This window comes from Gammaproteobacteria bacterium (assembly GCA_036381015.1).
In the GTDB taxonomy this organism is placed as follows: domain Bacteria; phylum Pseudomonadota; class Gammaproteobacteria; order Steroidobacterales; family Rariloculaceae; genus ZC4RG20.
Genome location: DASVDR010000029.1, coordinates 189,407 through 215,224 on the forward strand (window position 1 = coordinate 189,407; position 25,818 = coordinate 215,224).

Annotated in this window: 27 protein-coding genes; 17 read left to right on the plus strand and 10 right to left on the minus strand. The window is 68.8% G+C overall.

Annotated elements, in window-relative coordinates; translation table 11 throughout:
* Positions 1 to 210 precede the first annotated feature (210 nt).
* The 4 genes from VF329_11475 (at position 211) to VF329_11490 (ending at position 2,646) form a co-directional block, all read left to right on the plus strand.
* Positions 211 to 855 carry an FMN-binding negative transcriptional regulator gene (locus VF329_11475; GenBank protein HEX7081625.1) on the plus strand — a complete coding sequence of 215 codons (645 nt, stop codon included), beginning with the start codon at positions 211 to 213 and terminating at the stop codon, positions 853 to 855.
* A 152-nt stretch (positions 856 to 1,007) separates the two neighbouring features.
* Positions 1,008 to 1,763: a hypothetical protein gene (locus tag VF329_11480; protein ID HEX7081626.1), complete on the plus strand. Its 756-nt coding sequence runs from the start codon at positions 1,008 to 1,010 to the stop codon at positions 1,761 to 1,763.
* 21 nt (positions 1,764 to 1,784) lie between these two features.
* On the plus strand, positions 1,785 to 2,291 hold the full coding sequence (locus VF329_11485) for a sigma-70 family RNA polymerase sigma factor (protein ID HEX7081627.1): 507 nt from the start codon (positions 1,785 to 1,787) through the stop codon (positions 2,289 to 2,291).
* Positions 2,275 to 2,646 carry a hypothetical protein gene (locus VF329_11490; protein ID HEX7081628.1) on the plus strand — a complete coding sequence of 124 codons (372 nt, stop codon included), beginning with the start codon at positions 2,275 to 2,277 and terminating at the stop codon, positions 2,644 to 2,646. Before VF329_11485 ends, VF329_11490 begins: the two co-directional genes overlap by 17 nt.
* A 101-nt stretch (positions 2,647 to 2,747) precedes the next feature.
* Here VF329_11490 and VF329_11495 read toward each other — a convergent pair whose 3' ends face one another.
* Complete coding sequence (locus VF329_11495; protein HEX7081629.1) at positions 2,748 to 3,104, minus strand: phage holin family protein; 357 nt, start codon at positions 3,102 to 3,104, stop codon at positions 2,748 to 2,750.
* Between the two features lie 253 nt (positions 3,105 to 3,357).
* Here VF329_11495 and VF329_11500 point away from each other — a divergent pair, with 253 nt between their 5' ends.
* The 3 genes from VF329_11500 to glpK are packed head-to-tail and all read left to right on the plus strand — an operon-like array spanning position 3,358 to position 7,283.
* Positions 3,358 to 4,128, plus strand: a complete 771-nt coding sequence (locus VF329_11500; protein HEX7081630.1) for a c-type cytochrome — start codon at positions 3,358 to 3,360, stop codon at positions 4,126 to 4,128.
* The gene (locus tag VF329_11505; GenBank protein ID HEX7081631.1) at positions 4,125 to 5,771 is read left to right on the plus strand and encodes a PQQ-dependent dehydrogenase, methanol/ethanol family; all 1,647 of its coding nucleotides are present in this window, start codon (positions 4,125 to 4,127) and stop codon (positions 5,769 to 5,771) included. Before VF329_11500 ends, VF329_11505 begins: the two co-directional genes overlap by 4 nt.
* 15 nt (positions 5,772 to 5,786) lie before the next feature.
* Entirely contained in the window at positions 5,787 to 7,283 is a 1,497-nt protein-coding gene (glpK, locus tag VF329_11510; GenBank protein HEX7081632.1) for a glycerol kinase GlpK, read from the plus strand.
* Between the two features lie 76 nt (positions 7,284 to 7,359).
* Here the strand turns inward: glpK and VF329_11515 are convergent, their stop codons facing one another.
* The 3 genes from VF329_11515 to VF329_11525 form a co-directional block, all read right to left on the minus strand.
* Positions 7,360 to 7,872 carry an arsinothricin resistance N-acetyltransferase ArsN1 family B gene (locus VF329_11515; GenBank protein HEX7081633.1) on the minus strand — a complete coding sequence of 171 codons (513 nt, stop codon included), beginning with the start codon at positions 7,870 to 7,872 and terminating at the stop codon, positions 7,360 to 7,362.
* A gap of 30 nt (positions 7,873 to 7,902) precedes the next feature.
* On the minus strand, positions 7,903 to 8,832 hold the full coding sequence (locus tag VF329_11520; protein HEX7081634.1) for an endonuclease/exonuclease/phosphatase family protein: 930 nt from the start codon (positions 8,830 to 8,832) through the stop codon (positions 7,903 to 7,905).
* A 215-nt stretch (positions 8,833 to 9,047) separates the two neighbouring features.
* A complete protein-coding gene (locus VF329_11525; protein HEX7081635.1) occupies positions 9,048 to 9,845 on the minus strand; it encodes a DUF4159 domain-containing protein in 798 nt (265 codons plus the stop codon).
* A gap of 219 nt (positions 9,846 to 10,064) precedes the next feature.
* Here VF329_11525 and VF329_11530 point away from each other — a divergent pair, with 219 nt between their 5' ends.
* Positions 10,065 to 10,520: an NfeD family protein gene (locus tag VF329_11530; GenBank protein HEX7081636.1), complete on the plus strand. Its 456-nt coding sequence runs from the start codon at positions 10,065 to 10,067 to the stop codon at positions 10,518 to 10,520.
* On the opposite strand, the gene VF329_11535 is transcribed toward VF329_11530, so the two are convergent.
* The 5 genes from VF329_11535 to rimO all read right to left on the minus strand — a co-directional run bounded on the left by VF329_11535 (position 10,474) and on the right by rimO (position 14,545).
* Positions 10,474 to 10,770, minus strand: coding sequence for a YciI family protein (locus VF329_11535; protein ID HEX7081637.1), 297 nt, complete (start codon positions 10,768 to 10,770; stop codon positions 10,474 to 10,476). The two genes, VF329_11530 and VF329_11535, sit on opposite strands and share 47 nt — an antisense overlap.
* A gap of 36 nt (positions 10,771 to 10,806) precedes the next feature.
* A complete protein-coding gene (locus VF329_11540; GenBank protein ID HEX7081638.1) occupies positions 10,807 to 11,205 on the minus strand; it encodes a hypothetical protein in 399 nt (132 codons plus the stop codon).
* Complete coding sequence (locus tag VF329_11545; protein HEX7081639.1) at positions 11,202 to 11,870, minus strand: SatD family protein; 669 nt, start codon at positions 11,868 to 11,870, stop codon at positions 11,202 to 11,204. The genes VF329_11540 and VF329_11545 overlap by 4 nt, the downstream gene beginning before the upstream one ends.
* Positions 11,871 to 11,942: 72 nt before the next feature.
* The gene (locus tag VF329_11550) at positions 11,943 to 13,175 is read right to left on the minus strand and encodes a DUF1015 family protein (protein HEX7081640.1); all 1,233 of its coding nucleotides are present in this window, start codon (positions 13,173 to 13,175) and stop codon (positions 11,943 to 11,945) included.
* Positions 13,175 to 14,545, minus strand: coding sequence for a 30S ribosomal protein S12 methylthiotransferase RimO (gene rimO, locus VF329_11555; protein ID HEX7081641.1), 1,371 nt, complete (start codon positions 14,543 to 14,545; stop codon positions 13,175 to 13,177). The genes VF329_11550 and rimO overlap by 1 nt, the downstream gene beginning before the upstream one ends.
* A 273-nt stretch (positions 14,546 to 14,818) precedes the next feature.
* Here rimO and VF329_11560 point away from each other — a divergent pair, with 273 nt between their 5' ends.
* The 6 genes from VF329_11560 (at position 14,819) to VF329_11585 (ending at position 21,651) form a co-directional block, all read left to right on the plus strand.
* Positions 14,819 to 15,289, plus strand: a complete 471-nt coding sequence (locus VF329_11560) for a MaoC family dehydratase (protein ID HEX7081642.1) — start codon at positions 14,819 to 14,821, stop codon at positions 15,287 to 15,289.
* 160 nt (positions 15,290 to 15,449) lie between these two features.
* Positions 15,450 to 16,526 (plus strand): hypothetical protein, encoded by a 1,077-nt coding sequence (locus tag VF329_11565; GenBank protein ID HEX7081643.1) that lies wholly within the window; start codon positions 15,450 to 15,452, stop codon positions 16,524 to 16,526.
* Between the two features lie 131 nt (positions 16,527 to 16,657).
* Complete coding sequence (locus tag VF329_11570; protein ID HEX7081644.1) at positions 16,658 to 17,224, plus strand: type 1 glutamine amidotransferase domain-containing protein; 567 nt, start codon at positions 16,658 to 16,660, stop codon at positions 17,222 to 17,224.
* Positions 17,225 to 17,340: 116 nt separating this feature from the next.
* Positions 17,341 to 18,921, plus strand: a complete 1,581-nt coding sequence (locus tag VF329_11575; protein HEX7081645.1) for an FAD-dependent monooxygenase — start codon at positions 17,341 to 17,343, stop codon at positions 18,919 to 18,921.
* An 83-nt stretch (positions 18,922 to 19,004) separates the two neighbouring features.
* A complete protein-coding gene (locus VF329_11580) occupies positions 19,005 to 20,735 on the plus strand; it encodes a M28 family peptidase (protein HEX7081646.1) in 1,731 nt (576 codons plus the stop codon).
* Positions 20,736 to 20,856: 121 nt separating this feature from the next.
* Positions 20,857 to 21,651 carry a PhzF family phenazine biosynthesis protein gene (locus VF329_11585; protein ID HEX7081647.1) on the plus strand — a complete coding sequence of 265 codons (795 nt, stop codon included), beginning with the start codon at positions 20,857 to 20,859 and terminating at the stop codon, positions 21,649 to 21,651.
* A 16-nt stretch (positions 21,652 to 21,667) separates the two neighbouring features.
* Here the strand turns inward: VF329_11585 and VF329_11590 are convergent, their stop codons facing one another.
* Positions 21,668 to 21,937, minus strand: coding sequence for a hypothetical protein (locus VF329_11590; protein ID HEX7081648.1), 270 nt, complete (start codon positions 21,935 to 21,937; stop codon positions 21,668 to 21,670).
* Between the two features lie 274 nt (positions 21,938 to 22,211).
* Between VF329_11590 and VF329_11595 the strand changes: the two genes are divergently transcribed.
* The 3 genes from VF329_11595 (at position 22,212) to kdsA (ending at position 25,811) form a co-directional block, all read left to right on the plus strand.
* A complete protein-coding gene (locus VF329_11595; protein ID HEX7081649.1) occupies positions 22,212 to 23,522 on the plus strand; it encodes a GGDEF domain-containing phosphodiesterase in 1,311 nt (436 codons plus the stop codon).
* Between the two features lie 103 nt (positions 23,523 to 23,625).
* On the plus strand, positions 23,626 to 24,981 hold the full coding sequence (locus tag VF329_11600) for a 3-deoxy-D-manno-octulosonic acid transferase (protein HEX7081650.1): 1,356 nt from the start codon (positions 23,626 to 23,628) through the stop codon (positions 24,979 to 24,981).
* Positions 24,978 to 25,811, plus strand: a complete 834-nt coding sequence (kdsA, locus tag VF329_11605) for a 3-deoxy-8-phosphooctulonate synthase (protein ID HEX7081651.1) — start codon at positions 24,978 to 24,980, stop codon at positions 25,809 to 25,811. Before VF329_11600 ends, kdsA begins: the two co-directional genes overlap by 4 nt.
* The last annotated feature ends 7 nt before the right edge of the window (positions 25,812 to 25,818 follow it).

The window sequence follows — 25,818 nt, forward strand, 5'->3', positions numbered from 1 at the left end:
CTGGCGCGGCGCAACAGATGGCTGCGCATACGTTCAATTGGTCGTCGAGCCTGCTCGGAATTTCTCTCCCGCACGGTTCGGCAGTGAAGATGAAGGAGGCCCGCGATGAATGGTCCGGATCCGAACGACAAGCACCCGATGAAGGCTTTCCCGCAGGTGTGTTTCATTAGGTAGGGGGGAGCAGCGTCGCCTCAGAGCCGGGAGATCCCGATGTACATTCCGAAGCCTCACGAAGAGACCGACCAGGCGGTCCTCTACGACCTGATTCGCGCGCACCCGCTCGGCACGTGGGCCGCGCCGGGCGACTGCGAGCTTATCGTCAACCACATCCCCTTCCTGGTGGATCCATCGCGCGGAACGTTCGGCACGCTGATGGGCCACGTCGCCCGAGCCAACCCGGTATGGCGAGCCTTTTCGAGGACGCTTCCGTCCGTAGTGGTCTTTCACGGTCCGGATACCTATATCTCGCCGTCCTGGTATCCGAGCAAGCAAGCTCACGGCCGGGTCGTGCCGACGTGGAACTACGTCGTCGTGCACGCCCATGGGATCCCGCGCGTCGTGGACGATTCCGCATGGCTCCTCGAGCACTTGAATCGGCTCACGGATACCCACGAAACGGGTCGCTCGCCGGCTTGGAAAGTGGCCGATGCGCCGCCGGACTTCGTCGAGCGCATGATCGAACGTCTCGTCGGCATCGAGATTCCGCTCGCGAAGCTCGAGGGCAAATGGAAGGTCAGCCAGAATCGGCCGCACGCCGACAAGCTCGGCGTCGTCGCCGGGCTGCGCGCGGAAAGCAGTCCGGTGTCGGCGGAGATGGCCGCGTGGGTGGAGCGCTACGCCTCGCGCGGCGAGTAACCTACTTCGCGCCCTCAGCGGAACGTCCGGCCGGTTCGAGTTCAGGCGAGACGGCCTCCCGCGGCGCAGCGAGGCGCAACGCGCTCGCTGCCGGGAAGGAATCCCGAACGTCGCGTGTATATATGGGCGTGTGCCGCATCGGGAGGAAGACGATGTCGATCGTGCGAGTCGCCGTGGTGTGCCTGGGGCTTTTGCTCGCGAGCGTCGTCAGGGCCGAGATAAAGGTCTACGACGTGGACTTCAAATATCAACGGGAGGTGTACGAGGCCTTGAACGAAATTCTGGTCCGAGATCCGGCGTTCGCGGGGCCCGGCACCGCGTTCGGACGCGTGGAGCTGCTGCCGACCGGTCAAATCGTCGTCGACACCGCCCCCGCGACGCAGGCGCAGATCGAGCAGCTCCTCGCTGCCGTCGCGGCACGTCAAACGGACGTGTCGCCGAGTGCGAGGCTCCGTTACTGGGCCGTGCTCGGAAGCCCTGCGGCCGAGGCCGCCGGCGACACGCCGAGCATGCTGAGCGACGTGCTCGCCGAGCTCGAGCGCGTGCACGGCGATTTGACGTTTCGCGTGCTCGGCACGGCGACGCTCGTGACGGAATCGGGTCAGGAAGGCGAGGTCGAGGGCCGCCCGCTCACCGTGAGGCAGAGAGCTTACGTCCAGGGCGACACGGCGAGCGCGGAGATCGCCATGCGGCTGACCATCCGAGAGAGATTCGAGCCGGAGCTCGACAATGCCGGAAACGTCAACGTCTTCGCGACCACCCGAGTGGAGGAGACCGCACAAGAGCTGAATCTCAACGTGACGCTGAATCGCGGCGAGTTCCTCGTGCTCGGCGAGAACACCATTCAGACGCCCGGAGGCATCGACGGCACGCTGTTCTACATCGTCAACTGGCCGGCCGCCGAGTAGAGCCGGCTCGAGGCTGCCGACGTGGGGGGCGTCGACAAGGCGCTGTGGATCGAGCTGTATCGCGCGCTGGAGAAGCCGCTCTACAACGTGGTCTACCGTGTCCTCTGGGATGCCGCCGAGAGCCAGGACGTCGTGCAGGAAGCATTTCTTCGATGCTGGCGGCGCAAGGAGGATGTTCGAGCCGACGGAGTCAAAGGCCTGCTTTTCCGCACGGCTCTGAACCTCGCGAGCAATCGGCGTCGCCGCGACAAGCTCTGGCGCATGGTCGGGCTCGCGTCGGTGCCGGAGATCGCCGGCGAGAGCACGTGCCGGGACACGATCTCGAAGCCCGTGCGAGACGCGTTCGAAGCGCTGCCGGCGCAGCTCAAGCGAGTATTATTGTTGACCGAGATCGCCGGGATGACCTACGCCGAGGTGGCCTCGACGCTCGGCGTTCGCGAGGGCACCGTGGGGTCTCGGCGCACGCGCGCGCTCGCGATCTTGCGCGAGCGGCTCGCGGCCGAAGGACTGGATGGCGATGAGCATTGATCGGCACGGATTGTTCGAGCAGCTCGATCCCCCGCCCGGCGGTGCGGACGCCTTTCGGAGGCGCCTGGATGTCGCCGGATCGAAGCGCCGCGCGCCGGGCCGCTACTTCGTGGTCGCCGTCTCGGCCGCGGCGCTAGTCGCCGTAGCGGCCGTTGCTCTCCTGATCCGCGGCGAGCGGATTGCCGGCAGCGATTCCGAGCACGGGGTCGCGCTTTACGACGCTCCGCAGTTCGACCGGCTGCTCGGCCGGCCCCTCGAGCGCACGGAGCCGCGCGTCATCCTCAACGACCGGAGGGTGCGCGTCGCCGAGATCCCGACCGAGCGCGGGAACGTCCGTATCTATCGGCTCGAGTAAAGCGGGTCGATGCGGTCCGGCGCCGCGCCGATCGCCGCCGGACCCGCCGGAAAGCTCTCGAGCGCGTCCTCGAGCGTCCGCACCGCGCCGGCGAGAGCGAGCTAGAACACGCTCCGCACCAGCCACTCCCCGATCGTGCCGATCACCGACATCATCAGCGCGCCGCCGAGCGCCCACCCGAAGCCGTCGAGGTGCAGGTGGTCGGTGAGCTTGTCGGTGAGCACGAGCAGGATCGCGTTGATGATCCAGCGCGTGATGAACGCGAGCAGGTACGCGATCCCCAACGTCACGACCGTGAACACCGCGAACAGCAGCCAGCCGAGGAGGAAGTTCAGCACGCCGAAGATCGCGGCGACGAGGATCGCGCTGCCAAAGCTCTTCACGTGAAACCCCGGCAGGATGGCCGCCGTCAGCCACACGGCGACCGAGAGGATCAGCCAAGAAAGCAACAGCTCCATCTCGAGCTCCTCGGGAAGTTATCGGGAAGCACCGAACCGGGCGTGCCGCTCCCGCCGGTCGCGCCCGCTCACGCGGCAGCTCGCCGGGGTTGAAGACAAGACGGAGCGGGACGACCAACCGCTTCGATTCTCGTTTGCCGCCGTCGGCAATTCAATTCCCGCGACCGTCTCGCGTTGCCGTAGAAGCGCGCGGACGGTTAGTATCCGGCATGCCGAGTCGCGGCAGACGGCTTCAGCGAGGTGCAAGGTCACGATGCGGTTCGTCATTCTGATCCTCTTCGGGTCCGCCGCGGCGTTGCTCGCCGCCCGCGCGGCCGTCGCGCAGCATGCCACGGCGTACGACATCGAGAACGGGGCGCGCGCGTACCAAACCAGCTGCGCGCCGTGCCATGGCCCGGACGGCAACCTCATCGCCGGCATCGACTTCGGCCGCGGCGTGTTCCGCAGGCCGCACTCGGACGAGGAGATCGCCGCGATCATCCTGAACGGCATCCCGAACACTCCGATGCCGCCAACGCCGGGAATATCCGAGGAGGAGGCCCTTCGCATCGTCGCTTACCTGCGCTCGATGGCGGCGGAGGGAGCGGGCTCGGCGGCTGCCGGCGACCCGGCGCGGGGCCGCGCGATCTTCGAAGGAAAGGGCGGGTGCCTCGACTGTCATCGCGTCGGCGGCCGAGGCTCGCGGCTCGGCCCGGACCTGAGCGGGATCGGCCTCGTGCGCCGCGCGGCCGAGCTCGAGCAGTCGCTGCTCGAGCCCGCGGCCGAGGTGCTCCCGGCCAACCGCTCCTACACCGTCGTTCCGAAGGGCGGAGAGCCGATCACCGGCCGCCTGCTGAATCATGATACGTATACCGTCCAGCTCATCGGTCCGGACGAGCGGCTGCGGTCGTTCGAGAAGGCGGAGCTCGTCCGTTACGGCTTCGCGGAGACTCCGATGCCGTCGTATCGCGGCGAGCTCACCGCTCAGGAGATTGCCGACGTCGTGAGCTACCTGACCACGCTGCACGGGGAGGACGCGCCATGATTACGTTGATCGCGCACGTGTGCGGTATTCGAGCGCCGCTCCTGATCGGAGCGCTCGCCGCCTCGATGCCCCTTCAGGCTCAGGTCACGTTCGAGCGGATCCTGAACGCCGATCGCGAGCCGTGGAACTGGCTGAGCTACTCGGGCACGTTGTCGAACCAGCGCTACAGCCTGCTCGACCAGATCAACGTCGACAACGCGGATGAGCTCGAGCTCGCGTGGGTGTGGCAGGCGCGCTCGCTCGAGAAATTCGAGGCCACGGCGCTCGTCGTCGACGGCGTGCTCTACACCGTGCAGGCGCCGAACGACGTCGTCGCGCTCGATGCGGCCACCGGGCGGGTGTTCTGGACGTATCACCACGAGCCGTCGCCGGAGGCGCGCTTGTGCTGCGGCCGCGTGAACCGCGGTGTCGCGATCCTCGGCGACACGCTCTATATGGGCACGATCGACGCGTACCTTCTCGCCATCGACGCGGTGAGCGGCCAGCTTCTGTGGAAGACGAAGGTGGCGGAGGCCGGCGAGCGCTACTCGATCACGATGGCGCCGACGGTCATCAAGGACAAGGTCGTCGTCGGCACGGCCGGCGGCGACATGGGGATCCGCGCGTTCATCGCGGCGTTCGACGCGAAGACGGGCGAGGAAGCATGGCGCTTCTACACGATCCCCGGTCCCGGAGAGCCCGGCCACGACACGTGGTCCGGAGACTCGTGGAAGACCGGAGGCGCGGCCGTCTGGAATGCAGGCGCGTACGATCCGGAGACGAACCTCGCGTTCTGGGGCACCGGCAATCCGGCGCCGGACTGGGACGGGCGCACCCGCCTCGGCGACAACCTCTACAGCAACTGCGTCGTCGCGCTCGATGCGGACACCGGCGAGCTCGCCTGGTATTACCAGTTCACGCCTCACGACGAGCTCGATTACGACTCCACGCAGGTGCCGGTGCTCGCCGACATCGAGTGGCGCGGCGAGCCGCGCCGCGTGATGCTCTGGGCGAACCGTAACGGCCTGATGTACGTGCTCGACCGCGACACCGGCAAGCTGCTCCACGGCAAGCCGTACGTGAAGACGAACTGGTGGGCGGGCTTCGACGAAACCGGGCGCCCGCTGCGCACGCCGGGTATCGAGCCGACTCCGGAAGGCACGCTGGTGCGGCCGCACGTGCACGGTGCCACGAACTGGGCCGCGCCGTCGTTCAGCCCCCGCACAGGCCTCTTCTACGTCTCGCACTGGGAGAACTCGGGAATCATCGCGATCCTCGGCGAGTTTCCGCAGGGGGTCGGGGTCAACCGCCGGCAGACCGCGATGGGGCAGGTCAACCTGGAACCCTTCTTCAACAACGACGAGGAGGCGTACGGTGTCGTGCGCGCGTACGATCCCGACACGCTCGACCCGGTCTGGGAGCACCGGATGACGAACATCACGTGGGCGGGCGTGCTCACGACGGCGGGGGACCTGCTCTTCGGCGGCGGCCGGGAGGGCTACTTCTTCGCGCTCGACGCCCGCAGCGGCGAGCTGTTGTGGAAGGCATCGCTCGGCGGCCAGATCAACAGCGCGCCGATGAGCTACGCCGTAGACGGCCGTCAGTACGTGACGATCGCCGCGGGTACGGCCTTGTTCGCTTTCGCGCTGCCCGAGGACGAATAAGACCGGGGCTCGACGATGAGCCGCTACGTCGGCGCGATCGACCAGGGCACGACGAGCAGCCGCTTCATCCTCTTCGACGAATCGGGCGCGATCGTCTCGATCGCGCAGCGCGAGCATGCGCAGATCTGCCCGCAGCCGGGATGGGTGGAGCACGATCCGCTCGAGATCCTGCGCAACACCGAGCACGTCGTCGCGGACGCGCTCGCGCAGGCCGGCGCCACCGCCGCGGACGTCGCGGCCGTCGGGGTCACGAATCAGCGCGAGACCACCGTGCTTTGGGACGCCGCCAGCGGCGCGCCGCTCGCGAACGCGATCGTCTGGCAGGACACGCGCGTCCATGGGGACGTCGCGGAATACGCCCGTGACGGCGGAGTCGACCGCTTCCGCGCGATCACCGGCCTGCCGCTCGCAACCTACTTCAGCGCACTGAAGCTCAAGTGGCTGCTCGACCACGTGCCCGGCGCCCGGGCGGCCGCCGAAGCGGGCAAGGCGCTTGCCGGCACGATCGATACGTGGATCGCGTGGAACCTGACGGGCGGGGCCGCAGGCGGCCTGCACGTCACGGACGTCACTAACGCGAGCCGCACTCAGCTCATGAATCTCGCCACGCTCGATTGGGACGACGCGCTCGTCGAAGCATTCGGGATTCCACGGGGCCTGCTGCCGCGGATCGCGTCGTCGAGCGAGATCTACGGCGAGATTCGGATCGATCCGCTGCGCGGCGTGCCGCTCGCCGGTCTGCTCGGCGACCAGCAGGCCGCGGTCGTCGGGCAGACGTGCTTCGCGCCGGGCGAGGCGAAGAACACCTACGGCACCGGTTGCTTCCTGCTGATGAATACCGGCACGTCGCCGGTATCGTCCAAGGCCGGTCTCGTCACGACCGTCGCGTACCGTTTCGGCGCCGAGCCCGCATGCTACGCGCTCGAAGGCTCGATCGCCGTGGCGGGCTCCGCCGTGCAGTGGCTGCGCGACAACCTCGGCCTGATCGCGAAGAGCGCCGACATCGAGCCCCTCGCGCGCACCGTCGCGGATAACGGGGACGTCTATTTCGTGCCGGCGTTCTCCGGCCTCTTCGCGCCGCACTGGAACTCGAGCGCGCGCGGCGTGATCGTCGGGCTCACGCGCTACGCGAACCGCGGCCACTTCGCGCGCGCGGTGCTCGAGGCCACGGCTTATCAGACGCGCGAGGTCGTCGAGGCGATGGAGCAGGACTCGGGCATCGAGCTTCGGGAGCTTCGCGTCGACGGCGGGATGGCGGCGAACGACCTGCTGATGCAGTTCCAGGCGGACATGCTCGGCGTGCCGGTCGTGCGCGCCGAGGTTCTCGAGACGACCGCGCTCGGCGCGGCGTACGCCGCGGGCGTCGCTGCGGGATTCTGGCCGGACCGCGAGGCGTTGCGAAGGCAGTGGCGTGAAGGCCGGCGCTGGGCTCCGTCGATGTCGGACGAGGATCGAGCGCGTCTCTACGCCGCCTGGCGCAAGGCGGTCGCACGATCGCTCGACTGGACGTAGCCGGTCGCACGGTCGCTCGACTGGGCGTAACTTGCGAGCTCGCGCGTGCCGCGACGGGGCGAAGCGGCGTTACGCGTCACGCGTCACGTCCGAGGATCAGCTTCCAGTAGCCGACGTCGATCCATCGGCCGAGCTTGAAGCCGACCTCGCGAAAATGTGCGACCTTCTCGAAGCCGAGCTTCTCGTGAAGCCTGACGCTCGCCGGATTCGGCAACGCGATGCCGCCGATCACGCAGTGCAGCCCCCGGCTGCGGAGCTCGTCGATCAGCGCGCGATAGAGCGCGCTGCCGAGCCCGCGGCCGCCGCAGTCGGGCCGCAAGTAAATCGTGCTTTCGACCGAAAGCCGATAGGCGCACCGAGTGTGCCACTGCGAGGCGTACGCGTAGCCTTCGATCGAGCCGTCGCGCTCCGCGACCAGCCACGGAAACGTCTCGCTCACGCGGGAGATCCGTGCGGCCATGTCGGCCGCGGCCACCGGCTCTTCCTCGAACGTGACGACCGTCGAGACGACGTAGTGGTTGTAGATTGCGCAGATTTGCGGCGCGTCGTCCGGAGTCGCCGGCCGGAACGGCGCGATGCGGTCGCTCACGTACGTTCCGCCTTATCGTTCACGACGACTCTACTCTCGGCCGGCAGGGCCGACGAACGGGGCGGCCGAATCGCGATGCTCCGCGGCATCCAGCCAAACCCAAACCGGCGCGTGGTCCGAGACGTCGCGCCGGGCTTCTGCGTGCGTGAGCCCGACGGCCGCGGGGAAGGCGACGATGCCGGCGCCGGCGATCGGCAGTCGGTGCCTGACCGGTATCCAGATGTTGTCGTAGAGGTTCGCGAAGCGGCCGTCGACGCTCGAAAGCGTCGTGGCGCCTTCCACGATCAGCGGCCTCGCGTGGGGGCGAAGCGCGGCCCACGCCGGGTGCTGCGGCGCGAGGTTGAAGTCGCCCATCAGCACGATGCGGTCTGCTTCCTCCGGATAGATCTCGCGAAGCCACCGCCAGTACTCGGCGATCGCTGCGATCTCGGGCGTGCGATCGGCGACTCCGTGCCCGTAAAAGACGTGAACCGTCGCCGCGACGAACGTGAGCCCGGAGTCGCGAATCCGAAAGCGTGCGGAGAAAGGTTCGCGAGCGAAACGATCGGTGACGTCGAGATAGACGACCGCGCCGTCGACGTACTCGATGACCTCGGGGTTCCAAAGGAAAGCGTACTTTTCCTTGTAAGACCCGCGGCCGAGATCGTGCGAACGCATCGTCTCCCACTCGACGCCGGTCGCGCGCTCGATCGCCGCTTCCAGAGCGTCGACGCCTTCGGCCGTCATCGCTTCCTGCACGGCGACGAAGTCGAACGACGCGCGCTCGACGACGGCGCCGAGAACGTCGAAGCGCTTGTGGTCGCCGTGCCCGAGATGGCGAATGTTCCAGGAGGCGAGCGTAGCCGCCTCGACCGGGAGCGCGAGGGCGGCGACGACGAGGACGAGCCACGCCGCGGCGCGTCTTGTCGCAACTCGAGCGGCACGCGCAGAACGACGCGCCGCGCCGGCGCGAGCCCGCATTTCCGGCGATATTCCCTGCAAAATCGGCTTGCAATCGGCTCTTGGAGGACGGCGATATCCTGCGGGGACGTGAAACTGAACGCAAGCGCTGAATTCACCGCTTGACGCCGAAAGGGACTGCAACGGGCGGGTGGACGCCGAAACGCCGCGCAGCGCCGTCCGGGAACGCCGTATTTCGTCGGATGTCGCGGCTCAGATCGCGGAGCCGGCGCAGGTCAGTGCGTCATCGCGTAGATGACGTAATTCACTCCGAAGCGGTAGGCGGTCGCCGTCATCGGCGCGGGGTAGTGGGGGTCGTCCGCATGCTCCCATGCATCCCCCATGTCGATGTTGTGGTTGATCGCGACCATCAAGCGGCCGTCGTCGTCGTAGATGCCCCGCCAGTGCGGCGGGCCTTGCATTCGCTCCCAGCCGAGGTGGCGCTCGCCGGGGATCTGCGTGCGCTCGTCGAGACTGAACAGGATGTTCATCAGCATGTCGTCCTGCGGGATGTCGACGATCGGCCGTCCGGGCAGCACGGTCTGCATGACGCCCTCGAAGGCATACCATTCGTATTGACCGTGGAAATCGTCGACGACGAGGAAGCCGCCGCGCATCAGGTACTCGCGCAGCCGCGCGGCCTCGGCTTGCGTCGGCCGCCAGTTGCCTTGACCGACCTGCTGCACGAAGAGCCACGGATAATCGAAAAGCTCGTCCCCGTCGAGCGTCACGTGGCGGCTGTCCTCGGCGACCTGCAGACGCGTCATCCGCGAGAGCGCGGCCAGGATGTGCGCTTCCGCATACGGGTAATCGATCGCCCACCACGGATTGCACCACCCGCGCGAACCCGCGCAGCCGCCGCCGGTGTCGTAGGCGAGGCGCGCCATGTGGAACTCGGCCTCGGGCGGTCCATCGATCGGCTTCGGCGCGACCCGCCGGAAAAAACCTTGAGCACCGGCCAGGCCGGCGGCGAGCGCTGCGAGCAGGCCGACGACGGCTGCGGCGCGGGTGACGGGAACGGGCGAACGGCGCATCAGCGGACCTCCGATCGTTCACATTGTTCGCCCGGTGCCCGCCGAGTCAAGCAACCCGGCGGCTTCGCGGCGCCGCATTGCCGTCGCGCGGGTGCCGTCGCTCTCCGGACGAAGCGTCATCGCATCCGCCTCCGGACCAAGCGGCATCGCTTCCGCCCCGGCGCCGTCCGGCCGAAACGGCGTCGCATCCTCCGCGCCGCATGAATAGACTGAGCGCCCATGACACTCGATTTCTTGAGCGGATTGTTGTTGGCCGCGGTCGTGCTGATCGGCGGCGGCTACCTCGCGAGCATCGTGCTCGCCGAGCCGTTGAAGGCGCGCCTCGAGGCGAGCCGCGCCCGGCGCGGCGAGCGCCCGGCGAAGCCGGAGCGCCCGGCAAAGCCGGCACCCGGCGCGAACGACCACTTGATCGGAGCGGCCGGCCGCGTCGTCGACCGCGACGAGGCGAGCGGCGAGATTCGAGTGCGGATCGGCATGGAGCGCTGGCGAGCGCGCGTCAGCGCGCCGGGCGCCGCGGTGCCGCCCGTCGGCGCGGAGGTCGAGGTCAAGGCGGTCAACGGTCGCGTGCTCGAGGTCGACGAGAAACGCGGCGACCGAACGGAGACGCCCGCCGAGCCGGGCGCTGCGATCAGATCGGCACCTTCCGGTCCGGAAACGCCTTCACCCAACGATTGATCCGGTAGCTCGCCCGCAGGCCGTTCGTCCAGAACGGATCGTCCTCGAAGATCGCCTTGACGCCGTCCTCGTCGTCCGCGTCGACGATCCACAACCCGCCGACCGGACGGTCGCTCGGCACCTCGCGGAGGCCGCCGGGCACGAGCACGCGGTCCTTGCGGCTGTCGAGAAACGCGAGATGCTCCTGAAAGAGCTTCTGGCGCAGCTCGCCGACGTCGGGCTTGTCTTCGAATTGGACGATGAAAAGCATCTGAACGGCCTCCGGTATGCCTGTTTCGTGCAGGCGCTATTGCAGAAGCTGCAGTCCCCAGTGCCGGTCGTACGCGAGCAGACCGCCGGTGACGAGCAGCGCCCAGAAAAGGCTCGCGAGCGACCCGACGAGGAAGTACTCGGCGGTGATCTGCTTGTCGAGCTCTTGATATCGCGCCACCGTCTTCAGCGCGACGACGGCGACGAGGATCTCCCACTGGTTCGCGACGACGCCGATCGAGACGAGGAGGCGCTCGAACAGCCCGATGTAGCGACCCGCGGCGAGTGCCTCCGCTTCGCGGGCCTCCGATGTTTTCGCGACCGCGACGGTGGCAACGCGAAAGACGAGCCGGCAGAACGCGTTCCCGGCGTACCAGACGAGCGGCACGTAGAGGAGGTACGCGGCGTACCGAAGCGCTTCGGCGAGCGGATTCATGCCGCCGCCTCGCGGCGCCGGTCCTCGCGGCTGAGCGCCTCCTCGATCGTCTCGATCTGGCGGGAATAAAAGCGCAGCTCCGCCGACCTCAGCACCTTGTAAAGCGAGTTCTCCGACACGCCGAGCGCGCTCGCGATCTCGCCCTTCGGCGTCTCCGGGTCGAGGAGGACGCGCGCGACGTAGCGCCGCTGCGTGTCGGTCCAGCCGGCTTCGACCCGCGTCAGGCTGCGGCCGATGCCGTCGAGGAGCAGCTCGAGCATTGGGTCGGCCGGGAAGCTGAAGCGGTAGCGGTTCGTGTCGTCCTTGTCGCCGAGCTTCGCTCTCGCTTCGGCGAGCCCTTCACCCATCATGTTCCAGGCCCTTTCCCGGTTCAGCTCGGTCTCGAGCGTGATTGCGCCGACGACGAAGCGGGCTTCGACGCGCTCGAGCAGAAGCCGGAGCCGCAGGCCCCGGACCACGTCGAAGGCGCCGCCCAACGTGTAGGCGAGACCCTGGAACTCGTCGCCGAGCGTGATCGTGAGCGGCGACGCGATCTCGGGCGCGCAGCGCTGATTCGCATCCTCGACGACGCGGTTGAACAGCTCGTGGAGATCGGTCTTGCTCGCGGCCTTCGAGCTGCCGACGAGATCGCCCATCAGGACGGCGTGCGGCTTTCCCTGCGACATCGTCCACCCGATTATGGGATAGCCCCGGCATGCTAACCCAGCAAAGGGTTAGTCGCAACGGGCTAACCCTCGCTAGTCGAGGACGTGGGACAGCAGCCCGTCGGCCAGCTTCGGCTCGAACCACGTCGATTTCGGCGGCATCAGCCGCTCGGCGTCGGCGACGGCCATGAGCTGCTCCATGCTCGTCGGATACATCGCGAACGCGACGGCCGCGCGGCCGCCGTCGACGAGCCGCTCGAGCTCGGCGAGGCCGCGGACGCCGCCGACGAACATCATCCGCGGGTCGCTCCGCGGGTCGTCGACGCCGAGCAGCGGACCGATCACGTGCTCCTGCAGCAGGCTCACGTCGAGGCGTGCGACCGGATCGGACGGCAGCACGCTATCCGGCAGCGCGAGGCGATACCACGCGCCGTCGAGGTACATCCCGAACGTGCCGGCGCGCTCGGGCTTCGCCCGAGCGCTGAGCCGCTCGACGGCGAACGTGCGCTCCAGCCGCTCGAGCAGATCGGCCGGCGTCAGGCCGTTCAAGCCCGCGACGGCGCGGTTGTAGTCGAGGATCCGCATCTCGTCGTGCGGGAACGCGACGGTCAGGAAATATTCGTGGCTCGCGTCTTCGCCTCCGCCCTTCGCGCGACGCTCTCGGGCCACGCGGGACGCGGCGGCCGAACGATGATGACCGTCGGCGATGTAGAGCGCGTCGAGTGCACCGAGCGCCGCGGCGAGCCGCTCGGCAGCCGCGGATTCGGCCACACGCCACACCGTGTGCCGGACGGCGTTCGGCCCCTCGACGTCGAGCAGCGGCGACTTCCGCGCCGCCTCGTCGAGCAGCGCCTCCAACCGCTCGTCCGCGCGATACGCGCAGAGCACGGGGCCCGTCTGCGCGTTCAACGCGTCGATGTGACGAACGCGATCCGTCTCTTTGTCGGGTCTCGTCAGCTCGTGCTTCTTGACCCGGTTTTCCTCGTACGCGCGAATCGATGCGACGCACGCGATGCCGGTCTGAACGTGCCCGTCCGCCGTCATCCGGTAGACGTAGAACGACGCCTCGGTGTCCCGCACCAGCGCGCCGGAGCGTTCGAGCCGCCGCAGGTTCGCTGCTCCGCGCGCATAGACCGCGGCGTCGTGCGGGTCGGTGCCGGGCGGCAGGTCGATCTCGGGCCGCGAGACATGCAGGAAGCTGTCCGGCTTGCCTGCCGCGAGCGCACGCGCCTCGTCGGTGTCGACGACGTCGTACGGCGGCGCGACGACGCCGGCGGCGTGCTCGGCGCTCGCCCGGAGCGCTCTGAACGGCTTCACGAGCGCCATCACGAGGCGGCCCTCGCCGCGCCCGCACCGACGGGCTCGAGCCCTTCAGTGCGGCAGTCGACCGGCACGGCCCAGAGATCGTAGTCGCCCGACTCCTCGACGCGCACGTCGAGCATCGTGCCGGGCACGAGCCCCGGCGCCGGCGGCAGGAAAACGTTGCCGTCGATCTCCGGCGCATCGCCCTTCGAGCGCGCGACCGCGCCTTCGCCGTCGACACGGTCGACGACGACCTCGATCGTCCGGCCGACGAGACGCGCGAGCCGTCTTGCGCTGATCGACTGCTGCGCGGCCATCAGGCGGTGCCAGCGCTCCTCGATGACTTCCTCCGGCACGCGGCCCGGGAGCGCGTTCGACGCTGCCCCGGCCACGGCTTCGTAGCGGAAGCAGCCGACGCGGTCGAGCTCCGCCTCCTCGAGCCAGTCGAGGAGCAGCGCGAAGTCCTCCTCGGTCTCGCCGGGAAAGCCGACGATGAACGACGAGCGAAGCGTCAGCGCGGGCACGGCCGAGCGCCACGCCCGAATGCGCTCCAGCGTCCGCGCGTTCGCGGCCGGACGCCGCATCGCCTTCAACACGCGCGGGCTTGCGTGCTGAAACGGAATGTCGAGGTACGGTAGGAGCTTGCCCTCCGCCATCAGCGGGATGAGCTCGTCGACGTGCGGATACGGGTACACGTAGTGCAGGCGGACCCATGCGCCGAGCTCGCCGAGCGCCGCCGCGAGCTCCGTGATGCGCGCAGGCACGTCCCGGCCGTGCCACGAGGAGGCCGCGTATTTCAGATCCGCGCCGTAGGCGCTCGTGTCCTGAGAGATCACGAGCAGCTCCTTCACGCCGGCGCGCACGAGGCGCTCCCCTTCGACGAGCACGTCGGCCGCCGGTCGGCTCGCCAGCTTGCCGCGCAGGCTCGGGATGATGCAGAAGCTGCAACGATGATTGCAGCCCTCGGAGATCTTGAGGTAAGCGTAGTGCCGCGGCGTCAGGCGGATGCCTTGCGGCGGGATCAGGTCGAGAAATGGATCGTGCGGCGGCGGGCAGGCGTCGTGCACGGCGGCCATCACGGCCTCGTATTGATGCGGGCCCGTGACCGCGAGGACGTCCGGGTGGCGCTCGCGGATCAGCGCGGCCTGCGCGCCCAGGCAGCCGGTGACGATCACGCGCCCGTTCTCGGCGAGGGCTTCGCCGATCGCGTCGAGGGACTCCGCCCGCGCGCTCTCGAGAAAGCCGCACGTATTCACGACGACGACGTCCGCGCCGGCGTAGTCGGCGGCCGTCTCGTAGCCTTCCGCGCGCAGCCGGCTCAGGATGCGCTCGGAGTCGACCAGGGCCTTGGGGCAGCCGAGGCTGACGAAGCCGATCCGTGGTGCCGTCGCCATGAGCGGTTGAAGTCCTCCGAGCCGGGGATTGCGCATCGAGCAGGAGCGCGCCGGGAGCGCGCGAGCCGCCTATTGCGCCATGCGACGCCGCAAAACGCAACGCCGGCGGGCCGCCGGCCGTCGGCCGGCGCGCCTGCGAGAGACGAGGCGTTCGCACAGGCTCCTAGGCTCCGCGGGGGATTCGGGGCACACTGGCGGGAGCCTGCGGCGGACGCGGCACAGCGTTCGGCGGACGGGCGAGGCCGGATCGGCAGCGACGTCGAGAGGAGCGACATGACGGAAGCACGGCGGGAAATCGGCCGCGACGAGCTCGAGGCGCTCGTCGGACGGCCGCTCGGCACGTCCGATTGGATGACGATCGATCAAGCACGCGTCGATCGCTTCGCGGACGTCACGGAGGACCATCAGTTCATCCACGTCGATCCCGTGCGCGCCGCACAAACGCCGTTCGGCGGCACGATCGCTCACGGTCTGCTGACGCTCTCCTTGATCGTGCCGCTCTGCATCGACTTCGTGCCGAAGATCGCGGGCACGAAGCTCCTCGTGAACTACGGGTTCGACAAGGTGCGCTTTCCGGCGCCGGTACGCGTCGGCAAGCGCATCCGCGCCTCCGGCACGCTCGCGAGCGTGGAGGAGCGCAAGCCCGGTCAATTTCTGATGAAGCTCGACGTCACGATCGAGATCGAGGGCGAGCAAAAGCCCGCGTTGACGGCGGAGTGGCTGTCGCTGCACGTCGTCGATTGAGGCTCCGGCCGGCCGCTCCGACTTCGAAGCACGCGTACCCGGGCGAAGCCGAGCCCGGCTTCCGGTTCGAGCTCGCGCTCGCGAGCCATGGCACGTCAATTGCACTCCCCAGCGTCCGATTTCGCCTCTCGGCATTTCCGCACAGGAGGAGGCCACAGCCATGATGACGATTTCGAAAGCAGCTCTCGCTGCAGCCGTTGCCGCGGCGCTAGCCGGCGGCGCGCTTGCACAGCAGCCGGCGCCGTCGCAGGCGCGCGATTACCAGCCCTTCACATCGACCGATTACGGTCGGCGCGCGCAGGAGGAGATGCAGCGCATGGACAGAAACGGCGATGAGCGCCTCGAGCAAGCCGAGGCGCAAGGCCGTCCCGAGCTGATCACGGCGTGGGCGGACGTCGATTTGACGCGTGACGGCAGCCTCGACGCCACCGAGTTTTACCTCTTCGCGGCCCAGCAGCGAATCACCGAGCTCGAGGGCGGTTCCTCCGCTTCGCAGGGCTCGCAGGCCGCGCGCGACGAGGCCGGCGGGCAGCGGCGCGGCGCGCGCCCGGATCGACTTGCGGCCGAGGAGCTGCTGAGTGCTGCCGAAGCGCTGCGCAATGCGGCAACGCAGCTGCGGCAAGTCGCCGACCTCCAGCTCGCCGCCTCGGGCGAGCAGGCCTCGTCGGAGCAGAGCGCGGGAGAGGAGCCGGCGAGCGAGGCCGAGCGTCTGCAGAGCGCGGCCGAGGCGCAACGGGCGATCGAACGACAGCGCAGCCCCGTCGACCAAGGGCGCAGCGTGGCCGAGCGTGAGCAGGGCGGCGCCGCGGTAGCCCAGCAGCAGCAAGGGGCGGCACAGCAGCAAGGAGCGGCGGCACAGCAGCAAGGAGCGGCGGCACAGCAGCAAGGAGCGGCGGCACAGCAGCAAGGAGCGGCGGCACAGCAGCACGGAGCCACGGCACAGCAGCACGGAGCGACGGCGGAGCAGCACGGAGCGGCCGAGCAGCAACGCAGCGCAGAAGCCCAGCAGGGCGGTGCCGCCGAGCAGCAGCGCAGCGCGGCCGAGCAGCAGCGCAGCGGCGCGGGGCAGCAGCGCGGCGTTGAAGCTCGGCCGTCCTTCGAGGAGGTCGACGCGAACGCCGACGGTGAGCTGAGCCGCACCGAGCTTGCGGCAATCGAAGGCGTCGATGTCTCGTCGGTCGACACCGATCAGAGCGGCTCCATCAGCCGCGAGGAATACGAGCAGGCGGCGAGGTAGCGCAGGACGCGCACGGGCGGCGGCATGGCGCGCGGCCGACGCGTCGGCGCCCACCCGCCGCGCTCGCGGCCGCGATTCGCCGTGAAGCCGCCCGTGCAACTCGTCTTGGCGCGAAGCATGGAGGGGACGAGATGACCGAGTCATTGAAAGGAAAGCGCGTAGCCATGCTGGTCGAGAACGGCTTCGAGCAGTCGGAGCTCACGGAGCCGCGCAAGGCGCTGCTCGACGCGGGCGCCGAGGTCGACGTCGTGTCGCCCGTCCGCGGCAAGGTCAAAGGCTGGAATCACACCGATTGGGGCGACGAGGTCCCGGTCGACGTCGCGCTCGACGCGGCGGACGCCGCCCGTTACGACGCGCTCGTCCTGCCCGGGGGCGTGATGAACCCGGACAAGCTTCGGACGAGCACTGCGGCGGTCGAGTTCGTCCAGGCGTTCTTCCGGGCCGGCAAGCCCGTGGCCGCGATCTGTCACGGGCCCTGGACGCTCATCGAAGCGGGCGCGGTGAAGGGCAGGACCATGACCTCTTGGCCCTCGCTGCGAACCGATCTCCGGAACGCCGGCGCGAATTGGGTCGATCGCGAGGTCGTTGTCGACGACGGCTTGATCACGAGCCGCAACCCCGGCGATCTGCCCGCGTTCAATCGCACGATGATCGAGGAGTTCGCCGCGAGCGGCCGACGTCACAGCTCCGCCGCCTGACGGCGGCAGCGCCGTCCACGAACGAGCCCGGCGGCGCGGCCGGCCATCGCCGCTGGCAGACGCGATTCGCATCGGCGAGTCTTGCGTTGCGGAGCGCGGCAACAGGAGGTGCGGTCATGACCAGGACGTCGGTGCTCGTCGTCGGCGGCAGCTTGAACGGTCTTTCGCTGGCGTTGTTCCTCGCGCGGCGTCGCGTGGGTTGCACCGTGGTGGAGCGGCATCCGGCGACCACGGTGCAGTACAAGTTTGCCGGCATATCGCCGCGCTCGATGGAGATCTATCGAGGGGCGGGAATCGAGCAGGAGATTCGCGAGCGTCGCACGGGCGACCAGAAGGGCGGCGAGATCGCCCGCGCGCGGAGCCTGGCCGATCCGGACGTGCGGTTCCTCGGGAAGCCGTGGTCGGACATGAGCGACCTCAGCGCGGCGAGCGCCGAGACCTGCGATCAGGACCGCCTCGAGCCGATCCTGCGTGCCCATGCGGAGCGGCTCGGCGCGGACGTCCGTTTTCACACGGAGCTCGTCTCGTTCACGCAAGACGAGCATGCGGTGCTCGCCCGGGTCCGCGATCTCGGGACGGGTCGCGAGGACGTCGTCGAGGCGGACTATCTCGTCGCGGCGGACGGCATCGGCGGGCGCACTCGCGAGTCGCTCGGCATCGAGCGCACGGGACCCGGCGTCCTCCAGCATTGGATGAATCTCATCTTCGATACCGATCTCGAGCCGTTCCTGAAAGGCCGTCGTTTCACGTCCTGCTTCGTCACCGATCTCAACGCGACGGTCACGCCGCGCGAGGATCACTGGCTGCTCGCGCTGCAATATCGGCCCGAGCGCGGCGAGAGCCCGGAGGGCTTCGACGCTGCGCGCACCGCGGAGCTCGTGCGCCGTGCGGCGGGCCGCTCCGACGTACGGGCGGAGCTCTTCGACGCGCGTGCGTGGGACGTCACCGCATGGCTCGCCGAGCGCTTTCGCGAAGGACGCGCCTTCCTGCTCGGCGATGCCGCGCATTCGATGCCGCCGACCGGCGCATTCGGCGGCAACACGGGGATCCACGACGGGCACAATCTCGCGTGGAAACTCGAGCTCGTGCTTGGCCGCGCGGCTCGGCCGGGGCTCCTCGAGAGCTATCAGATCGAGCGCCGCTACGTCGCCGAGCACTCGCTCGCCCAGGCTCTCGCGCGCCTCGCGGCGTGGTTCGAGGACCCGTCGAAGCGTCTGCCTGCTCCGGTGCCGATCGTCGACGACGCGGCCGTCATCTTCGGCTATGTCTACCCCGGCGGGGCGCTGGTCGCCGACGCTGCGGCGAGCGCCGCGTTCGAGAACCCGCACGAGCCGACGGGGCGACCCGGATCACGCGCACCGCATTTCATGATCGAGCACGCCGGCAGCTTCGTGCCGGTGCACGACTGCTTTGGCGCGGGCTTCGTGCTGCTGACCGGCGCCGCAGGGCAGCGTTGGAGCGAGGCGGCTGCGAACGCCGACAGACGCTTCGCCGCTTCGATTCGTTGCCTCCCGGCGGGGCCGAGGGGGCATGCCGCCGCGCGGCGCTTCGAGGAGGTCTATCACGTCGAGGCGGACGGCGCCGTGCTCGTTCGACCCGACGGCCACATCGCGTGGCGCGCGCAACGTGCGGCTCGAGATCCCGAGGCCGAGCTCGCCGGAGCGCTCGAGGCGGTCCACCTTTGTTCGCGGGATTGACGCCCCGATGCCTGCCGCGGCATGAACTGTGCCGGCGTCGTTGCGATAATGCCGTCACGATCCACCGACGCAGGAGGCCGATCATGTGCGCGACGATCACGCTCGAAGACCGGCGGCGCCGAGCGCGTTCCGCGGCCCGCGCCGCGTTCTGGCTCGCCGGCACGCTCGCCGTGCTGCTCGGAAGCGGCCAGGCGCGTGCCCAGTCGGGGAGCGACGTCTTCACCGATGCGAATCGGAACGCGGCCGAGGCCATCGACGCCCGCGGCCTGCGCGAGGTCATCGCGGAGATCGCGAGCGATCGTTACGGCGGCCGCGCGCCGGGATCCGAAGGCGACGAGATGACGCAGGCGTATCTCGCGCGCGCGCTCGAGGAAATCGGCTTCGAGCCCGGCGGCGCGGACGGCTCGTGGCTCCAGCCGTTCGACCTCGTCGGCATCACCGCGATGCAGCCCCCGACATGGACGTTCTCGCGCGGCGGCGAAACGCTCGAGCTCTCGCAAGGCGACGAGTTCATCGTCGCGAGCGGCGTGCAGAGCGAGCACGCGGAGGTTGACGGGGCCGAGATCGTCTTCGTCGGCTACGGCATACAGGCGCCCGAATACGACTGGGACGATTTCAAGGACGCGGACCTCGAGGGCAAGGTCCTGCTGATTTTGAACAACGATCCGGATTGGGATCCGGAGCTGTTCGCCGGGCGCGAGCGCCTCTATTACGGCCGCTGGACCTACAAGTACGAGAGCGCCGCGCGCCAAGGCGCGGCCGGCGCCATCATCATCCACACGACGCCTTCGGCAGGGTATCCCTGGCAAGTCGTGCAGACCTCGTGGACCGGCACGCAGTACGAGCTGCCGGCCGGCGACGAGCCGCGAATGCAGATCGAGGCGTGGATCACCGAGCCCTCGGCCGAGCGTCTCGCCGCTCTCGGCGGCTTCGACCTCGCCGAGCTCGTCGAGCGCGCGAAGCAGCGCGACTTCGAGCCCGTGCCGCTCGGCGTGACGACCTCGATCGCGCTCGAGAATACGCTCGAGCGCACGTCGTCGGCGAACGTGCTGGGCGTCCTCCGCGGCAGCGGCCCGGAGCTTGCCGACGAGTACGTGATCTACACGGCGCACCACGATCACCTGGGCCGCGCGATGGACGCGGAAGAGGGCGGGGACACGATCTACAACGGCGCCCGCGACAATGCGAGCGGCGTCGCGATGCTGCTCGAGATCGGCCAGGCGTTCGCGGCGATGCCCGAGCCCCCGCGCCGCTCGATCATGCTGCTCTTCGTCGGCGCCGAGGAGCAGGGGCTGCTCGGGTCCGAGTATTTCGCCCTCCACCCGACCGTCCCGCCCGGGCGCATCGCCGCGAACGTGAACTACGACAGCGGCAACATTTGGGGCAAGACGAGCGACATCACGTTCGTCGGTCTCGGCAAGTCGACGCTCGATGCGGTCGCGCGCCAGGTCGCGGACTTCCAAGGCCGCGAGGTCAAGCCCGACGAGTTCATCGATCGGGGCTACTACTACCGCTCCGACCAGTTCAACTTCGCGAAGATCGGTGTCCCGGCGTTCTATTTCGACCCCGGCACCGATTTCGTCGGCCGGCCGGAAGGATGGGGCGTCGAGCGCGTCGAAGAATACACGAACGAGCACTACCACCAGCCGAGCGACGAGTTGACCGACGAGTGGAGCTTCGAGGGCATGGTCCAGGACGCCCGATTCGGCTTCTGGGCCGGCCTGGTTGTCGCGAACGCCGACGAGATGCCGCGCTGGAACCCCGGCGACGAGTTCGAAGCCGCCCGGAAGCGCGCCCTCGACGCTCTCGAGTAATGCGTTCGGTGCCGGACAGGAATTGCGTGCATCGAGTGCCGGACAGGGTTTCGCCTGCAGTCCATGCATTCGGAGCCGGGCACGAATTCGGCGAGGTGCCGAAAATGGATTCGGGGAAACGATGACGCGTCTGCGGCTGTACCAGGTCGACGCGTTCACGTCGCGGCGGTTCGCCGGCAATCCGGCCGCGGTCGTGCCCCTCGACGAGTGGCTCGACGACGGCCTGCTGCAGGCGATCGCCGCGGAGAACAACCTGTCCGAGACCGCGTTTTTCGTCCCCGGCGACCCGGCGTACCGGCTGCGCTGGTTCACGCCCACCGTGGAGGTGCAGCTCTGCGGCCACGCGACGCTGGCGAGCGCCTTCGTCCTGTTCACCGAGCTCGAGCCCGGGCGCACGGAGGTCCGCTTCGACACGGCGAGCGGGGAGCTCGGCGTGAGCCGGTTGGATGACGGACGGCTCGAGCTGCTGTTCCCCGCGTGGCGCCTCGAACGCGTGGCACCGCCGGACGCGCTGGTCGAGGGCCTCGGCGTCGAGCCGATCGAAGTGCTCGCCACGCCCGGTCGGGACTACCTGTTCGCGGTGCTCGAGAGCGAAGCGGCGGTCGCGGCCCTTGCGCCGGACCTGCACGCCTTGGCCGCCCTGCACCCGGCCGGCGTTGCCGCCACGGCACCGAGCGATCGCGCCGACATCGTCTGTCGATACTTCGCGCCGAGCCACGGCGTCGGCGAGGATCCGGGAACGGGCTCGATCCAGTGCGGCCTCGTGCCCTACTGGAGCGCGCGCCTCGGTAAGCCCGCGATTCGCACTCTTCAGCTCTCGCGCCGCGGCGCCGAGCTCTTCGGGGAGCTGCGCGGCGACCGTACGGCGATCTCCGGGCAGGTCGTGAAGTACCTCGAGGGCTGGATCGAGGTCTGACCGCGGCCGCGCGGGCTCAGCGCGCGTGGCACTCGTAAATCACGGGCACCTCGTTCCGCTCCGCATACGAGTGCGCGATGAACAACGCGTCCTCCCGCGACATCGCCTCGCGGTCGACGATCGTCGAGCAACGCCAACCGCCGTCCGGTCGGTAGCAGAGGTGCTCGATCGTGACGAGAACCGTGTCGCCGGGGGCGCGTCTCGGCGCCGACGCGGTGTGCAAGCGCAGGAAGTTCGACTCCGTATAAGTTTCCGTATCGCGGAGCTGCGGCTCGAGTCGCGTCATCTGCAGGGTTCAGCTCGAACGAAGGTGATCGTGATCCCGTCCTGCAAGGCCTGTGCCACGCCGCTCGGCGCACACGGGAAGGCCTCGCCGGCCGCGCTTATGTCAATGCCGCAGGTGACGCGGACCGGCGAAAACCGTCGCCGCCGGTCGCCCTCGGGTCGCGACGCCGTGAAGGCTCTCACAGCGGCAAAGCCGCCGTCGTGCTCAAATGCCCGACGGCTCCGTTCATCGGAGCTTTGCAGCGCAACCATCTCCGGCGTCGAAAAGGAGCGTAATGGCCGCTGGCAGGCGTGCGAGCGCGAGTACGCGATTCATCGATCAGTTTCTCCAGCAGGCATCGCATCGGCTGATCGGTTTGTTGCTCGGTCAGCTCGACGCGTTCAATCGAATCAGCGCGACTTTCGGCGAAGATCGATCGCAACGCTTCTGCAGCGACTACGTCGAGGGCATGAAAGCGCTGCTGCCGCCCGGCGCTCCGATCATCCGCCTCTCCGGTCGCCGCTTCATCGTGCTGTTGCCGCTCGACTCCGCCGGCGCCGTGCTCGATGCGGCGGCCCGGCTCACGGAGGACGATCGGGCGCGCGTGCAGGTCGGCGACGACAGCTTCGTCGTGGATCTCACCCTCGGCGTCGCGGTCTACCCGACGCACGCGGAAGACGCCGCCAGCCTTTTTCGCCGCGCCGAGCTCGCGCTGAAGGAGGCGCGCGAGAACGAGCTCGGGTTCGCGGTCTACAGCCCCGACTCGACCCGCCGGCAAACCGCGCTGTGGAAGCTCGAGAGCGATTTCGAGCGAGCCGTGCAGCAGGGCAAGCTCGACGTCTATTTCCAGCCGAAAATCGCCCTCGGCGACCGCCGCGTCCTCGGCGTCGAGGCGCTCGCGCGCTGGCGCTCGCCTTCGGGCACGTTCGTGCCGCCCCAGCAGTTCGTGCCGCTCGCCGAGCGCAGCGGCAGCATCGTGCCGATGACGTGGCTCGTGCTCGACAAGGTCCTCGAGACCGCGGCCACGTGGTCGCCCTTTGCGCCGTTCTCGATCGCGGTGAACGTCGCCCCGCAGGTCCTGACGCATCCGGACTTCTTCTCGCGCCTGCAGCACAGCGCCCGGTCTCTCGAGGAGTCGGGGCTCGGGCTCACGCTCGAGCTGACCGAGGAGAGCCTCGTGAGCGGAGACGGCGCGTCGATCCCGAGCCTCGAGCGCGTGCGCAAGCTCGGTATCGGTGTCGCGATCGACGATTTCGGCAAGGGCTACTCCTCGCTCAGCTACCTCAAGGAAATCCCCGCGACGGAGGTCAAGATCGACAAGCGGTTCGTCGCGACCGCGGCGACCGACGAGAAGGACCGCCACATCGTGCGCGTCATCGTCGAGCTCGCGCGCGCGTTCGGAATGACCGTCGTCGCCGAGGGCGTGGACAGCCCCTACAACCTCGAGACCGTCGCCGAGCTCGGCTGCGATGCCGCGCAAGGCTTCTTCATCGCGCGGCCGATGCGCGCCGGCGTCACCGGCGACTGGATCGCCCACCTCCAGCGGGAAGCGGCGCGCTGGCCGGCTTCGAGGCCGGCCGAGGAGGCGCCCGGCCCGGCCGCGTGACCGCCGCGGCCCGTCGGATGCCGCGGCGCCGCCGCAGCCCGCCTCGAGGGCGGGCTAAAATGAGCGCCCGTTTGGCCCGGCGGCGTGCGCGCCCGATGTCCCGATGAGCCTGTTGCTCGATCTCGGTTATTCGATCGCCCTGCTGCTCGCGTCGCCGTGGATTCTCTACCGGCTGCTGCGCACGGGCGGATGGCGCGGCTTCTCGTCGCGGTTCGGGTTCGGGCTCGGCGAGCCGGCTTCGGGCTCGATATGGCTGCACGGCTCCTCGGCCGGCGAGGTCTCGTTGCTGAAGCCTCTCGTCGCGATGCTCGAGGCCGACCGGCCGGGCGTGCCGCTGATCGTCTCGACCTATACGACGACGGGGCTCGCGGCGGCACGCAAGGCCTATCCGCGTCACCGCGTGACGCTGTTTCCGTTCGATCTTTCGGTCGTCGTTCGGCGCTTTCTCGAGCGCTTCGATCCCCGCATCGTCGTGATCGTCGAGTCGGAGTTCTGGCCGAACTTCCTTCTCGCGGCCGAGGCGCGCGGCGTGCCCGTCGTCGTGCTGAACGGCAAGATGTCGGAGAAGTCCTGCCGCGCGTACGCGCGGACCGGCGTGCTGCGGCGCGCGCTTCGCAGTGTCGCGCTCGTCGCGGTGCAAAGCGGCGAGCATGCGGAGCGGCTGCGCCGTCTGGGCGTCGCCCCGGAGCGCCTTCACGTCACCGGTAACATGAAATACGACCTCGCGCACACGGGCGCGGCGGACCAGTCGCGGCGCCGTCTGCGCGAGCGTCTCGGCTATGCGCCGGAGGATGTCGTCGTGATCGGCGGCAGTCTTCATCCGGGCGAGCACGAGGCCCTGCTCCGCGCCTTCAAGGCGCTCGACCCGGAGCGGCGCGCCGCCCTGATCGTCGTGCCGCGCTACCCGGAGGACGCCTCGGACGTGGAGCAGCACCTCGCGGCCGAAGGCCTGCGCGCGGTGCGCAAGACGCTGCTCGACTCCGGGGCCTGCCCCGCGCCCGGGCGGGGCGCCGTGCTCGTCGTCGACACCGTGGGCGAGCTCGGACTTCTCTACGCCGCGGCCGACGTCGCCTTCGTCGGCGGGAGCCTGTTCTATCGCGGCAGCAACAAGGGGGGCCACAACCTGATGGAGCCTGCCGTCCTCGGCGTGCCCGTTTTGTTCGGTCCGTACAACTTCAGCTTCAAGGAGACCGTCGAGGATCTGCTGCGGCACGACGCCGGCCTCCTGGTGCGGAACGCGGACGAGCTCTCCGCGGCGATCGCGGAGCTCGTCGCCGACGGCGAGCGAAGAAGGCGGCTCGGCGAGCGCGGTAAGCGCGTCGTTCTCGACGGGCAAGGCGCGACGCGGCGAAACTATGCGTTGCTGTCGCACATCATCGACGGTAACGGGCCGCGCTTGCAGGCCCCCGGCTTTGAACGCACAATGCCGCGAGCGAGCGGCCACCTGGATTCCCGATGAGCGAAAAGCACGTATTTGTCGGCGACATAGACTGCGGATCCGATGAGCTTTTCTTGATCTCGGGGCCGTGCGTCATCGAGCACGAACCGTTGATGATGCGCACCGCCGAGCGCCTCAAGGGCATCGCGGCGGAGCTCGGTCTGCCGCTCATCTTCAAGTCGTCGTTCTCGAAGGACAACCGCAGCTCGCTCGACTACTACCAGGGCCCGGGCCTCGAGGCCGGATTGAGAACGCTCGAGAAGATCAAGCGCGAGTTCGAGCTGCCGATCCTCACCGACATCCACTATCCGTCGCAGGCGGCGCCGGCTGCCGAGGTCGTCGACGTCCTCCAGATTCCGGCCTACCTCTGCATGCAGACCGAGCTCGTCGTCGCCGCCGCGAAGACCGGCGCCGTGATCAATATCAAGCACGGCCAGTTCATCGCCCCGGACAACATGGCGAAGCCCGTGCAGAAGATCGAGGCATCCGGCAACGACCGCATCATCCTCACCGAGCGCGGCTACACGTTCGGGTACAACGACCTCGTGGTCGATCCGCGCAGCTTTTATCTGCTCGCGCAGACCGGCTATCCGGTCGTCTTCGACATCACGCACACGATCAGGAAGTACGGCATCCCCAGCAAGGATCCGCGCGGCGGCACGCGCGAGTTCTTGACCGTGCTCGCACGGGCCGGCGTGGCCGCCGGCGTCGACGGCATCTTCATCGAGGCGCACCCGAACCCGCCCGAGGCGCTCTGCGATGCGGCCAGCCAATACGAGCTGGACCATCTCGCCGACTTCGTGCGGCCGCTGCTCGACATTCACGACATCGTTCGCTCTCGGGCGCATTGAGACCTTC